This window comes from Enterobacter mori, from assembly GCF_025244905.1.
In the GTDB taxonomy this organism is placed as follows: Bacteria; Pseudomonadota; Gammaproteobacteria; order Enterobacterales; family Enterobacteriaceae; genus Enterobacter; species Enterobacter mori_A.
In genome coordinates, this window is sequence record NZ_CP104285.1 from 3,259,280 (window position 1) to 3,272,251 (window position 12,972).

General features: G+C 56.6%; 15 protein-coding genes. 6 read left to right on the top strand and 9 right to left on the bottom strand.

The features are described 5' to 3' along the window. Nucleotides 1-56: 56 nt before the first annotated feature. Nucleotides 57-2,198: a phosphate acetyltransferase gene (gene pta / locus N2K86_RS15310; protein WP_260659177.1), complete on the top strand. Its 2,142-nt coding sequence runs from the start codon at nucleotides 57-59 to the stop codon at nucleotides 2,196-2,198. 112 nt (nucleotides 2,199-2,310) lie between these two features. On the opposite strand, the gene N2K86_RS15315 is transcribed toward pta, so the two are convergent. From N2K86_RS15315 to N2K86_RS15335, 5 genes are all read right to left on the bottom strand, one after another. Continuing rightward, nucleotides 2,311-3,264, bottom strand: a complete 954-nt coding sequence (locus N2K86_RS15315) for a transketolase family protein (protein WP_260659178.1) — start codon at nucleotides 3,262-3,264, stop codon at nucleotides 2,311-2,313. Next, nucleotides 3,257-4,087 (bottom strand): transketolase, encoded by an 831-nt coding sequence (locus N2K86_RS15320; RefSeq protein WP_260659179.1) that lies wholly within the window; start codon nucleotides 4,085-4,087, stop codon nucleotides 3,257-3,259. The genes N2K86_RS15315 and N2K86_RS15320 overlap by 8 nt, the downstream gene beginning before the upstream one ends. Continuing rightward, nucleotides 4,084-5,475: a PTS ascorbate transporter subunit IIC gene (locus N2K86_RS15325; protein ID WP_089597908.1), complete on the bottom strand. Its 1,392-nt coding sequence runs from the start codon at nucleotides 5,473-5,475 to the stop codon at nucleotides 4,084-4,086. Before N2K86_RS15325 ends, N2K86_RS15320 begins: the two co-directional genes overlap by 4 nt. A gap of 21 nt (nucleotides 5,476-5,496) precedes the next feature. Then, nucleotides 5,497-5,769 (bottom strand): PTS sugar transporter subunit IIB, encoded by a 273-nt coding sequence (locus N2K86_RS15330; RefSeq protein WP_003861447.1) that lies wholly within the window; start codon nucleotides 5,767-5,769, stop codon nucleotides 5,497-5,499. An 80-nt stretch (nucleotides 5,770-5,849) separates the two neighbouring features. Then, entirely contained in the window at nucleotides 5,850-6,293 is a 444-nt protein-coding gene (locus N2K86_RS15335; RefSeq protein ID WP_260659180.1) for a PTS sugar transporter subunit IIA, read from the bottom strand. Nucleotides 6,294-6,528: 235 nt separating this feature from the next. Here N2K86_RS15335 and N2K86_RS15340 point away from each other — a divergent pair, with 235 nt between their 5' ends. Then, nucleotides 6,529-7,548, top strand: a complete 1,020-nt coding sequence (locus tag N2K86_RS15340) for a LacI family DNA-binding transcriptional regulator (protein ID WP_238458839.1) — start codon at nucleotides 6,529-6,531, stop codon at nucleotides 7,546-7,548. Nucleotides 7,549-7,550: 2 nt separating this feature from the next. Here the strand turns inward: N2K86_RS15340 and yfcD are convergent, their stop codons facing one another. From yfcD to yfcF, 3 genes are read right to left on the bottom strand one after another with little or no spacing between them, the layout of a single operon-like run. Further along, a complete protein-coding gene (gene yfcD / locus N2K86_RS15345) occupies nucleotides 7,551-8,117 on the bottom strand; it encodes an NUDIX hydrolase YfcD (RefSeq protein WP_010433290.1) in 567 nt (188 codons plus the stop codon). A 55-nt stretch (nucleotides 8,118-8,172) separates the two neighbouring features. Next, nucleotides 8,173-8,724, bottom strand: coding sequence for a phosphodiesterase (gene yfcE, locus N2K86_RS15350; protein ID WP_260659181.1), 552 nt, complete (start codon nucleotides 8,722-8,724; stop codon nucleotides 8,173-8,175). A gap of 56 nt (nucleotides 8,725-8,780) precedes the next feature. After that, nucleotides 8,781-9,425, bottom strand: a complete 645-nt coding sequence (yfcF, locus tag N2K86_RS15355) for a glutathione transferase (protein ID WP_260659182.1) — start codon at nucleotides 9,423-9,425, stop codon at nucleotides 8,781-8,783. A 139-nt stretch (nucleotides 9,426-9,564) separates the two neighbouring features. Here yfcF and yfcG point away from each other — a divergent pair, with 139 nt between their 5' ends. The 4 genes from yfcG to N2K86_RS15375 all read left to right on the top strand — a co-directional run bounded on the left by yfcG (nucleotide 9,565) and on the right by N2K86_RS15375 (nucleotide 12,100). Beyond that, the gene (yfcG, locus tag N2K86_RS15360) at nucleotides 9,565-10,194 is read left to right on the top strand and encodes a GSH-dependent disulfide bond oxidoreductase (protein WP_100165823.1); all 630 of its coding nucleotides are present in this window, start codon (nucleotides 9,565-9,567) and stop codon (nucleotides 10,192-10,194) included. 76 nt (nucleotides 10,195-10,270) lie between these two features. Next, on the top strand, nucleotides 10,271-10,639 hold the full coding sequence (gene folX / locus N2K86_RS15365; protein ID WP_010433280.1) for a dihydroneopterin triphosphate 2'-epimerase: 369 nt from the start codon (nucleotides 10,271-10,273) through the stop codon (nucleotides 10,637-10,639). A gap of 13 nt (nucleotides 10,640-10,652) precedes the next feature. After that, the gene (locus N2K86_RS15370; protein ID WP_260659183.1) at nucleotides 10,653-11,546 is read left to right on the top strand and encodes a TIGR01777 family oxidoreductase; all 894 of its coding nucleotides are present in this window, start codon (nucleotides 10,653-10,655) and stop codon (nucleotides 11,544-11,546) included. A gap of 44 nt (nucleotides 11,547-11,590) precedes the next feature. Continuing rightward, on the top strand, nucleotides 11,591-12,100 hold the full coding sequence (locus N2K86_RS15375; protein ID WP_260659184.1) for a GNAT family N-acetyltransferase: 510 nt from the start codon (nucleotides 11,591-11,593) through the stop codon (nucleotides 12,098-12,100). A 98-nt stretch (nucleotides 12,101-12,198) separates the two neighbouring features. On the opposite strand, the gene hisP is transcribed toward N2K86_RS15375, so the two are convergent. Continuing rightward, nucleotides 12,199-12,972 (bottom strand): histidine ABC transporter ATP-binding protein HisP, encoded by a 774-nt coding sequence (gene hisP, locus N2K86_RS15380; RefSeq protein ID WP_010433274.1) that lies wholly within the window; start codon nucleotides 12,970-12,972, stop codon nucleotides 12,199-12,201.

Here is a 12,972-nt window from a genome sequence, read left to right on the forward strand (position 1 = left end):
TGGCGGTGCTGTTTTGTAACCCGCCCAATCGCGGCGGTAACGAAAGAGGATAAACCGTGTCCCGTACTATTATGCTGATCCCTACCGGAACCAGCGTCGGCCTGACCAGCGTCAGCCTTGGCGTGATCCGTGCTATGGAACGCAAAGGCGTTCGTCTGAGCGTCTTTAAGCCAATCGCCCAGCCGCGCGCCGGTGGCGATGCGCCAGACCAGACCACCACCATCGTTCGCAAGAACTCCAATCTGCCAGCAGCTGAACCGCTGAAGATGAGCCACGTTGAATCTTTGCTCTCCAGCAACCAGAAAGACGTGCTGATGGAAGAGATCATCGCCAACTACCACGCTAACGCGCAAGACGCGGAAGTGGTGCTGGTTGAAGGTCTGGTCCCGACGCGCAAACACCAGTTTGCCCAGTCTCTGAACTTTGAAATCGCGAAAACCCTGAACGCAGAGATCGTTTTCGTGATGTCTCAGGGCACTGACACCCCAGAGCAGCTGAACGAGCGTATCGAACTGACGCGCAGCAGCTTCGGCGGCGCGAAAAACACCAACATCACTGGCGTGATCGTGAACAAACTGAACGCGCCGGTAGATGAACAGGGCCGTACTCGCCCTGACCTGTCCGAGATTTTCGACGACTCTTCCAAAGCGAAAGTCATCAAAATTGATCCGGCTAAGCTGCAGGCATCCAGCCCGCTTCCGGTTCTGGGCGCGGTGCCATGGAGCTTCGATCTGATTGCCACCCGTGCAATCGATATGGCACGCCACCTGAACGCCACCGTGGTTAACGAAGGCGACATCAACACCCGCCGCGTGAAGTCCGTGACCTTCTGTGCGCGTAGCATTCCGCACATGCTGGAACACTTCCGCGCAGGTTCCCTGCTGGTGACCTCCGCAGACCGTCCAGACGTGCTGGTTGCAGCCTGCCTGGCCGCGATGAACGGCGTGGAAATCGGTGCGATCCTGCTGACCGGTGCCTACGAGATGGACCCACGCGTCAGCAAGCTGTGTGAACGCGCGTTCGCCACCGGCCTGCCGGTCTTCATGGTGAACACCAACACCTGGCAGACCTCCCTGAGCCTGCAGAGCTTCAACCTGGAAGTACCGGTTGATGACCATGAGCGTATCGAGAAAGTTCAGGAATACGTTGCGGGCTACATCAACGCAGACTGGATTGAATCCCTGACTGCGACCTCCGAGCGCAGCCGCCGTCTGTCTCCTCCAGCCTTCCGTTATCAGCTGACCGAGCTGGCGCGTAAAGCGGGCAAACGCGTTGTTCTGCCAGAAGGCGACGAACCACGTACCGTTAAAGCGGCTGCCATCTGTGCAGAGCGCGGTATCGCGACATGTGTGCTGCTGGGTAACCCGGATGAGATCACCCGCGTTGCGGCGTCTCAGGGCGTTGAGCTGGGCGCAGGCATCGAAATCGTTGACCCTGAAGTGGTTCGCGAAAGCTACGTTGCCCGTCTGGTTGAGCTGCGTAAGAGCAAAGGCATGACCGAAGCCGTTGCGCGCGAACAGCTGGAAGACAACGTGGTGCTGGGTACACTGATGCTGGAACAGGACGAAGTTGACGGTCTGGTTTCCGGTGCGGTTCACACCACGGCGAACACCATCCGCCCACCGCTGCAGCTGATCAAAACTGCACCGGGCAGCTCACTGGTGTCTTCTGTGTTCTTCATGCTGCTGCCTGAACAGGTTTATGTTTACGGTGACTGCGCGATCAACCCAGATCCAACCGCAGAACAGCTGGCTGAAATCGCTATCCAGTCCGCGGACTCTGCGATTGCCTTCGGTATCGAACCACGCGTGGCGATGCTCTCCTACTCCACCGGTACTTCTGGTGCAGGTAGCGACGTAGAGAAAGTACGTGAAGCGACGCGTCTGGCACAGGAAAAACGTCCTGACCTGATGATCGACGGCCCTCTGCAGTACGACGCCGCCGTTATGGCAGACGTTGCGAAATCCAAAGCGCCGAACTCGCCGGTTGCAGGTCGCGCTACCGTGTTCATCTTCCCGGATCTGAACACCGGTAACACCACCTACAAAGCGGTACAGCGTTCAGCTGACCTGATCTCTATCGGGCCAATGCTGCAAGGCATGCGCAAACCTGTGAACGACCTGTCTCGTGGCGCGCTGGTAGACGATATCGTCTATACCATCGCGCTGACGGCGATCCAGTCTTCACAGCAGCAGTAATGTTAAAAAGCCCGGTGGCGCTAGCGCTTACCGGGCCTACGGTTTTGTAGGCCGGATAAGCGAAGCGCCATCCGGCAAGAAAGGCGACCACTTAACTGATCGCCTTTTTTATTTACAGCAGCTCTCTCGCCGCCGACACAATGTCATGTGCCGTCAGGCCATACTCCTTCTGCAGGAAATCCTGCGTACCCACCTGGCCGTAGCGCTCCTTGACGCCCACCCGCCGCATTGGCACCGGACACGTCTCCACCAGCACTTCCGCGACGGCTGAACCCAGCCCATTATGAATGCTGTGGTTTTCGCAGGTGACGATGCGCCCGGTTTTCTCGGCATAATTCTTCACTAACATGCGGTCAATCGGCTTCAGGGTAAACATGTCGATGACCGCAGCGCTCACCCCTTCCTGCTCAAGCTGGCGCGCGGCTTCCAGCGCTTCTGCCACCATAATGCCGTTGGCAATCAGGGTAATGTCAGTTCCTTCGCGCAGCACATTGCCTTTTCCGATAGTAAACGTCGAGCCCGGCGCATAGACGCTCGGCGCCTGTTTACGGATGGTGCGTACCCAGTAAAAACCTTCGAGGTCGATAAGCTGGCGCAGCACGTCTTCAAACATCACCGCGTCAGTCACCTCCATCACCACCGAATGCGCCAGACCGCGCACAATGCCCATATCCTCAAACGACATGTGCGTGCCGCCGTTGTGGCAGGCCGTCACGCCCGCGTCAGACGCTATCACCTTCACGTTGTTGCGCTGGTAGTCCAGGGACATAAACAGCTGGTCAAAGCAGCGACGGCTGGCAAACGCGGTGAAGGTGTGCACGAACGGCTTACGTCCGGTAAGCGACAGCCCGGCCGCGGTGCCAATGACGTTGGCCTCCATAATGCCGCAGTTAATCACGTGCTGCGGATAATCGCGCGCCACGCCGTCCATCGCCATCGAGCTCATCAGATCCGCTTCCAGGGCAATAATTTCGCTTCCGGCCTCAATCTGCTTTGCCACAAAGCCCGCGTAGACCTTACGCATCTCAACGGCGTCTTTCTCTCCTGCCGGTGCAACCTTAATCATGTGAAGCCTCCAGTTGGCGAATCGTCTCGGTTAGCGCCGCTTTACTCTCTGGGGTCAACCGCAGGTGGTGCGAGTTGCTGAGCTGCTCCAGATACGGCACACCCTGCCCTTTGATACTGTCGAGAATGACAACTAATGGACGCGCTTCGGCCTCGGGGACCCGCGAGGTTACCGCCAGCAGACCCGGAATGTCGTCGCCCTTCACCGTCGCAACGTCAAAGCCAAAGGCGCGGAATTTCCCCTCCAGGTCGAACGCGCTGATGATCTCGTCCAGCTCGCCGTCGAGCTGCTGTTTGTTCCAGTCCACGAACACCGTCAGGTTATTCAGGCGATGGTGGGCGATAAACTGGAAGGCTTCCCAGCACTGCCCTTCGTTCAGCTCGCCGTCACCGACGATGCAGAAGACCCGATTCGGTCGCGCCGCCAGCTTGTGCGAGAGCGCCATACCGCCCGCAATAGAGATCCCCTGCCCCAGCGAACCGGTGGTGGCATCCACGCCGCGCGTTTTCAGGCGATCCGGGTGGCTTGGCAGCCGCGTGCCGTTCTGGTTCAGGGTGCTCAGCTCTTCCACCGGGAAGTAGCCCTTGATCGCCAGCGTGCTGTAGAGCGCCGGGCCCGCATGTCCTTTCGACAGGACAAAATAGTCTCGCTCCGGCCAGTCCGGATCCGCCGGGTCGATTTTCATCACCGCGCCGTACAGCACGGCCAGGGTTTCAACCACCGACATACTGCCGCCATAGTGTCCAAAGCCCAGCTGCGTCAGGGATTTCAGCGTCTCAAGACGGATCTGACGCGCGAGTTCAGTTATTTCATTCTCATTCATGATTTGGCTCCGGTGTTTTCCTGCGCGTTACCGCCTGCAGGTTTGTTTTTCGCGAAGACGTTGTACGCCACCAGCAGCGCGAACAACGCCACAACCAGCCCGGTGATGGCAAGCGGCGACAGGAAGCGCGCCAGGTTGCCGAGGACAATCCCGACCGCGCCGAAGTCGGCGTCCGAGAAGGTGGTGTTGGCAAAGCCAATTGCGCCCAGCACCGGCAACAGCAGGACCGGCAGGAAGGTGATCAGCAGGCCGTTAGCAAAGGCGCCAATCATCGCCCCGCGACGTCCACCGGTGGCGTTACCAAACACGCCCGCCGTGGCGCCGGTGAAGAAGTGCGGTACCACGCCCGGGAGGATCAGCACCCAGCTGAACTGGCCGCAGATGAACAACCCCACAATCCCGCCGAGGAAGCTGAACAGGAAGCCAATCAGCACCGCGTTGGGCGCGTAGGGATAGACCACCGGGCAGTCCAGCGCGGGGCGCGCATTTGGCACTAGCTTTTCCGAGAAGCCGGTAAAGGCCGGGACGATTTCCGCCAGAATCAGGCGCACGCCCTGCAGGATGATGAAAACGCCCGCCGCGAAGGTGATCGCCATGATGATGGCGTACACCAGATAGTTCTGGCCGCCGCTGAAGGTCGCCTCAACGTACTCACGTCCGGCGCTCACCGCCAGGATGAGGTAGATAATCATCATGGTCAGGGAGATGGAGATCGAACTGTCGCGCAGGAAGCTCAAGTTCTTCGGCAGGTTCATCTCTTCCGTTGAGCGCGAGCCCTTGCCGACCTTGCTGCCAATCCAGCCGGACAGCACGTAGCCCAGCGTGCCGAAGTGGCCGAAGGCAATCTCATCGTTGCCGGTAATGCGCTTCATGTAGCGCTGCGCAATCGCCGGGAAGAAGGCCATGATCAGGCCGAGGATCAGCGAGCCAGTAAAGACCAGCCCCACGCCTTCAAAGCCCGCCACCGTCAGGATCACGCCAATCATACACGCCATGTAAAACGTGTGGTGCCCAGTGAGGAAGATGTACTTCAGGCGGGTAAAGCGGGCGACAATAATATTCGCCACCATCCCAAAGGCCATAATCAGCGCGGTCGAAGCACCGTATTTTTCCAGCGCAATCGACACTATGGCTTCATTGTTTGGAATAATGCCCTGGATAGTAAAGGCGTGCTCAAACATCCCGCCTAGCGGATTTAACGACCCCACCAGCACCGTGGCGCCACCACCCAGCACAATAAAGCCGAGAATAGTTTTAATGGTCCCTTTCACCACGTCCGAGAACGCTTTTTTCTGCGCAACAAGACCGATTAAGGCAATTAATCCCACCAGCACTGAAGGGACTTTTAAAATATCAACAACGAAATTCAGCGTTTCAAGGATAAACATATCCACCTCGCCTAATCAGGGTTATTGTCTTTCGAACCAGGCACGCAGCTGCGCTTCAAGTTCGTTGATGTCGATGATGTTGTTGATCACCACCAGCTGGCTTTCCGGCACGCTGGCGCTGGCCGCGATGTCTTTTGCCATCACGAACAGGTCGGCCGCGCCAGGCGTTGCAGACGAGAGATCGGAGTGTTCAACCTCTGCCTCAATCTCCAGCTTTTTAAGCACCTTTTTGATATTCATTTCGACCATAAAACTGCTGCCCAGGCCTGAACCACAAATAGCCATGATTTTCATTGTTGTTCCCTTATTTTGAGTAGAGTACGCCCCATCACGCTGATGCGTAATGTTGTGATAAACCGGATTAAAGAATTAACTCAGAAGCGGTTAATAATGGCTTTAATTTCCTCCAGGGTATTCGCCTGATGTAATTCAGCCATATCCTCATCGCTGGAAAATAATTCTGCGAGTGCGGATATCATTTCGATATGGCTATGTTTGTCCGGTGCCGCGAGCATGACTATCACATCGACTGGATCAAACTCACCAGCACCGAAAGAGACGCCTTTTTTCAGTTTTAATAATGACAGGCCGAGTCCTTTCGCCCCTTCCTCCGGCCGCGCATGCGGCATCGCCAGCCCTGGTGCCAGCACATAATAAGGTCCTAACGCGTGGTGCTGCTGGATGATAGCGGTGACGTATTCAGGCTCAATCACCTGCAAATCCAGCAGCGGCTTCGCACACTGCTCCAGCGCCTGCGGCCAGTTTTCCACGCTATCCTGCAGCGTGATGGTTGTATCATATATCCATTTTTTGAGCACTTTTCACTCCCGCTTCACGCTTAAGATGAGCAAACTTTATTCAACGCATCACTGATTGACTGCGATCGCGATCACAAAGATAGCGCTACCAACAGTTAACATGCAGAAATGTGATAGCGCTATCAAATTGCAATCGCAGTGCTAAATCACAGCAAAAAAAGGGATTTAAGGCGTATACTGCCTTTCACGTGAAGCGAAGGATGAAAGTAGTCGCGCCCTGTTAGCAGGAAGGTGTATGTCTCTAACCCGAAAACGACGCAGTACCGGTAAGGTGACGCTGGCCGATGTCGCACTGCTTGCCGGTGTGGGCACAATGACCGTGTCCCGTGCGCTCCGCACGCCCGAACAGGTTTCCGATAAACTGCGAGAAAAAATAGACGCTGCGGTGCAGGAGCTGGGTTATATGCCTAATCTTGCCGCCAGCGCGCTGGCATCGGCCTCTTCCTGGACGATCGCAATGGTTGTTCCTAACCTCTCCGAAGCCGGTTGCTCGGAGATGTTCGCCGGGCTACAGCAGGTGCTGCAACCCGCCGGATATCAGATCATGCTGGCAGAATCCCAGCATCGTCTTGAGCAGGAAGAGAAATTACTGGAAACGCTGCTGGCGTCAAATATCGCCGCCGCCATTTTGCTCAGCGTCGAGCATACCGATACCGTGCGCCACTGGCTGAAAAATGCCTCCATTCCAGTGATGGAAATGGGGGCGATGCGCGCCGATCCGATTGATATGAATATCGGCATTGATAACGTGGCGGCGATGTACGAACTGACGGAAATGGTGATTAAGCGCGGCTATCAAAATATTGGCCTGCTGTGCGCCAACCAGGAGCAGTGGATTTTCCAGCAGCATTTGCAGGGCTGGTACAAAGCCATGCTTCGCCACCATTTATCGCCGAACAGAGTAATTAACGCCGCCATGCCGCCCAATTTCTCCACGGGCGCGGCACAGTTGCCGGAATTCCTGCTGGCGTGGCCGGAGCTGGATGCGCTGGTGTGCGTCTCGGACGAACTGGCCTGCGGTGCACTCTATGAATGCCAGCGTCGACGCATTAAAGTGCCGGACGATTTAGCCGTGGTAGGCTTTGGCGATAGCGATGTGAGCCGCGTCTGTCAGCCGCCGCTGACGACCATGGCGGTACCGCATCGTAAGATTGGAATTGAAGCCGGGAAAGCGTTGCTGGAACGTCTGAATGATGGAGACTGGCGCGACCATAAACCTATCGCGTCCAGCCTCTGCCTGCGGGAAAGCTGTTAGGCTTACTCCGCCTCTTCCTCTTTTTCCGCTTTGCTTTCTGGCTTAGCGGATTCGTTTTTGGCGTTGCGGGTCATCCACAGCGCCAGCGCTTTTAAGGAGTCCGGGGTGAATTCGTCGCAACGCGCGGTGATCTCTTCCGGCGTCATCCAGCAGACTTCGCTCACTTCCTCTTCCTGCAGGGCGAAAGGCCCGTGAGAGACACAGCTAAACAGCCCGCCCCAGACGCGACAGTTTTCGTCCTCGAAATAGAACTGGCCGTGCTCGGCAAACGGCACGCCGGCGATACCTAACTCTTCTTCTGCTTCGCGACGCGCGGAATCCAGCAGCACTTCATCTGCCTGCACAACGCCGCCCGCCGTGGCATCCAGCATACCGGGGAGAAAATCTTTGGTGTCCGTGCGGCGCTGGACCAGAATCTTGCCCATGCCGTCGTGCACGACGATGTACGTTGCGCGGTGACGCAGTCGCTCCGCACGCATTTGTTCGCGGCTGGCCTGCGCGATCACTTCATTCTCTTCGCTGACAATGTCAACCCACTCAGTACTTGCCAAATGATTCTGCTCCACCATCGGGAAACCTTCTCGTCTAAGCGCTCTTTCGGCGCGTTTGCAGTTGAGGTGTAACTTACGGATTAATCGCTATCTGCGCAATAACTTGCTGATCATTAAGTGCGATAACGCTCAGGGTATTTCCGTCCAGCATGCCATAGCTCGCCGGATTACCGCCTTTCGGAATGCTGACCGAACCGGGGTTAAAGTGATAAATCTCACCGCGTTTTTCCGCTACCGGAATATGAGTATGACCATAAACCAGGACATCGCCAGCGGCGAGTGCCGGAAGGTTTTCCGGGCTAAAAAGATGCCCGTGAGTCAAAAAAAGACGGCTCTTTTCCAGCAGGACCTGCTGCCAGGGCGCAGTGATGGGAAAATGCAGCAGCATCTGATCAACTTCACTGTCGCAGTTACCGCGCACCGCGATAATACGCGAGGCGTGCGCATTCAATTTTTCCGCCACCTGCGCGGGTGCATAACCCTCCGGCAACGCATTTCGCGGGCCATGGTTTAACACATCGCCCAGCACCACCAGCCACTGTGCCCCGCTTTGGGCAAACAGAGAAAGAACGCGCTCGGTAGCGGGCAGCGATCCGTGGATATCCGACGCAAACATCAGTTTCATCAGTCACTCCTCAGGAAAACAGACTGCCCCTATCATACCTGAAGCGCCAGGGCTTATCAGCCCGCGCGCTTAGCGGAGAGTGCCACATAGCGCTGTACGGAAGCGCGCTGCCACTGGAATGCAGCATAATCCACCAGCAGTTGCGGAACCTCGTCGCCGTTGAGGATCAGACGGTTCAGCATCAGCGCCAGATCGGTATCCGCAATGCACCACTCGCCGAAGAGATTCGGGTTGCCGTGCGCCAGCAACGCTGACGCGGTCTCAATCAGCTTTTGCGCACTGGAGCTGCCCTCTGCGCTCAACGCGGGCTTTTTCACGGCGGCGAAAACCACGTCAGTGGAACGTTCAACGCGGATCGGCACCAGATCGCTACGCAGCCACGCCTGAATCTGACGCGCACGGGCGCGCTTTTGCAGATCGTGAGGATAAATGCGCTCCCACTCCGGCGGCGCAAAGCGATCTTCAAGATATTCATCGATCGCCGAGGATTCGCTCAATGCAAAACCGTCAATCTCCAGCACCGGCACGCGTCGGGTCAGGTCGTAACCTTGCCACTGCGGTTTCAGGTGTTCGCCACTGTCCAGATCGATGGTCTTCAGGGTGTAAGACAATCCTTTTTCCGCCAGAGCGACGTAAACGCTCATCACATAGGGTGAAAAGTAACAGCTATCGGACCACAACGTTATCGCAGGCTGGTTCATAACTTCCTCATTGGCTGAACGGTTTTCACTCAACATATAATCTCTTTGGCTCGCTGTCACTTGATGAAAACTCACGATTTACAACAGGCACCTATACTGATTTTTATGGCATCACTTTTCACACTGACAGGAGTTGAGAATGATCGACCTTTACTATGCCCCTACCCCAAACGGCCATAAGATCACCCTTTTCCTGGAAGAAGCCGAACTGGAGTACCGGATCATTCGCGTGGATATCAGCAAAGGCGATCAGTTCAGGCCGGTCTTTCTGGCGATATCGCCCAACAATAAAATTCCGGCCATTATTGATAATCTGCCTGCCGACGGTGGCAGGCCGTTAAGTCTGTTTGAATCCGGGGAGATTTTGCTCTATCTGGCGGAGAAATCCGGCAAGCTGCTGAGCGGTGAACTGCGTGAGCGTCATCACACCCTGCAATGGCTTTTCTGGCAGTCGAGCGGTCTCGGGCCGATGCTCGGGCAAAACCATCACTTTACCGCCTACGCCCCGCAGCCCATTCCCTATGCAATAGAACGCTATCAGGTTGAAACCCAGCGGTTATATGGCGTGCTAAACCGTCGGCTGGAGAAAACGCCGTGGCTTGGAGGCGATCATTACAGCATTGCCGATATCGCCTGCTGGCCGTGGATCAACACCCATGAAAAGCACCGTATTGACCTGGCGGCATATCCTGCCGTGAATAACTGGTTTGAACGTATTCGGACCCGCCCTGCGACCGAGCGCGCCATGCAAATAATCCAGCAGATTTAGACCACTGCCCCGTTGGGTGCATGACTCGCTCTCATGTATTATGGGGCAGCAAATACTGACACGGAGAAGACCTGCAATGTCACAGCATGACGCGATTATACGTATAAAAAATTTACGCTTACGGACGTTCATCGGTATCAAAGAGGAAGAGATTGCCAACCGGCAGGATATTGTCATCAATGTGGTTATTCACTACCCCGCAGACAAAGCGCGGGCCAGCGAAGATATCAATGACGCGCTGAACTATCGCACAATCACCAAAAACATTATCCAGTACGTGGAGAACAACCGCTTCTCTCTGCTGGAAAAATTAACTCAGGATGTGCTCGACATCGCACGCGAACATCACTGGGTCACTTATGCTGAAGTCGAGATCGATAAACTTCACGCCCTGCGTTACGCCGACTCCGTCTCCATGACGTTAAGCTGGCGACGCCAGGCATAAACCTGGAGGTTGTATGAAGATTCTGCTGACCGGCGGTACGGGCCTGATTGGTCGTCATCTCATTCCCCGTCTGCACGCGCTGCATCACGAGATTACCGTGGTGACGCGCAGCCCTGAGAAAGCCCGTCAGGTGCTGGGGGCCGGTGTCGACGTCTGGAAAGGTCTGGCCGATCGGCAGAATCTGGACGGCTTTGACGCCGTCATCAACCTCGCGGGTGAACCCATTGCCGACAAGCGCTGGACCGAAGAGCAGAAGCAGCGGTTGTGCAGCAGTCGCTGGACTATCACCGAGAAGCTGGTTGAGCTGATTCGCAACAGCCATACGCCGCCATCGGTGCTCATCTCAGGCTCTGCGACGGGCTATTACGGCGATCTCGGCGAAGTGGTAGTGACCGAAGAGGAGCCGCCGCACAACGAATTTACCCATAAACTCTGCGCCCAGTGGGAGCGTATCGCCTGCGCGGCGCAGAGCGATCGAACCCGTGTTTGCCTGCTGCGTACCGGCGTGGTGCTCGCGCCGAAAGGTGGCATTCTCGGTAAAATGCTTCCTCCCTTCAAGCTTGGGCTCGGCGGGCCAATGGGCAACGGGCGTCAGTATCTGGCGTGGATCCATATCGATGATATGGTCAACGGCATTATCTGGCTGCTGGATAACGATCTGCGCGGGCCGTTTAATATGGTTGCGCCTTATCCGGTGCGTAATGAACAGTTTGCCCACGCGCTGGGGCATGCCCTGCATCGTCCGGCGATTTTACGCGTGCCTGCGACGGTCATTCGCCTGATGATGGGTGAGGCCTCTGTGCTGGTACTAGGCGGACAGCGCGCGCTGCCAAAACGGCTGGAAGCGGCCGGGTTTGCGTTCCGCTGGTATGATTTAGAAGAGGCACTGGGGGATGTGGTGCGGTGAATATGTTACAGTGATACGCCATGTCCCGATGAAATGGCGTAACAATGGCAACCATCACCACTCCCCGGCTTCATCTCACCCCTTTCGAACCCTCTGACTGGGCGTTCTTCCGCACGCTACGCGAAAACCGCGACGTCATGCGCTATATGGCCGCGATTGCACCCGAAAAAGAGACCCGACGCGTGTTTGCCGCGCGCCTGATGGCGGAGCATGTATTCGTAATTCGCTTCCGGGGTGACGATACGCCGCTGGGCGATATCGGCCTGCAGATCAGCCCTGAGAACCGTGAAGAGGCGGATATCGGCTACACGGTTGTGCCTGCCGCACAGGGAAAAGGCATCGCCAGCGAGGCGCTGCGCGCGGTATGTGACTATGCGTTTAACCAGACCAGCGTAAAAGCGATTAACGCGTACGTGCTGGCGGACAACGGCAGTTCGGTGCGGGTGCTGGAGAAGGCGGGGTTTGTGCGTACGCAGGTGCTGGAAAAAGCGTATGAGATTGACGGCGTGCGGTATGACGACTGGGTATATCGGTTGGAGTGTGGTGCGGCCTGAATGCCGGGCGGCACTGCGTTTGCCCGGCCTACGGTTTTTGTAGGCCCGGTAAGCGAAGCGCCACCGGGCGATTGGGCCGCACTGCGGCCTGTGCCCTCTTACTTCAGAGATCCTTTAAGGAACTGCTGCAAACGCGGGCTTTGCGGGTTCGCCAGCACCTCGTCCGGATGCCCCTGCTCTTCAATTTTCCCCTGATGCAGGAAAATAACGTGGTTGGAGACGTTACGGGCAAAGCCCATCTCGTGCGTCACCACCACCATGGTTTTGCCCTCTTCGGCCAGCTTCTGCATGATGCGCAGCACTTCGCCAACGAGTTCAGGGTCCAGCGCGGAGGTCGGTTCGTCGAACAGCAGCACCTCGGGCTCCATCGCCAGCGCGCGGGCGATGGAGACACGCTGCTGCTGACCGCCGGAGAGATGCACCGGGTACTTCATCTGCTGGCGCTCGTCGATACCCACTTTCGCCAGGTATTTCACCGCGCGTTCGCGGGCTTCCTGCTTGCTCAGCCCCAACACCTGAACCGGCGCTTCCATCACGTTCTCCAGCACCGTCATGTGGCTCCAGAGGTTGAAGTGCTGGAACACCATTGTCAGGCGCGTGCGCAGCAGGCGCAGCTGATGCTTATCAGCCACCTTCAGCTGGCCGTCTTTATCGCGCACCAGGTTAATATTCTGCCCGCTCACCACAATCGAGCCTTCGCTCGGCTTTTCGAGGAAGTTAATACAGCGCAGGAAGGTACTTTTACCCGAGCCGGATGAGCCGATAATACTGATCACATCGCCTGCGTTCGCCTGCAGCGACACCCCTTTCAGCACTTCATGTTCGCCGTAGCGTTTGTGCAAATCAATAACGTTTAATTTGTTCTCAGCCAT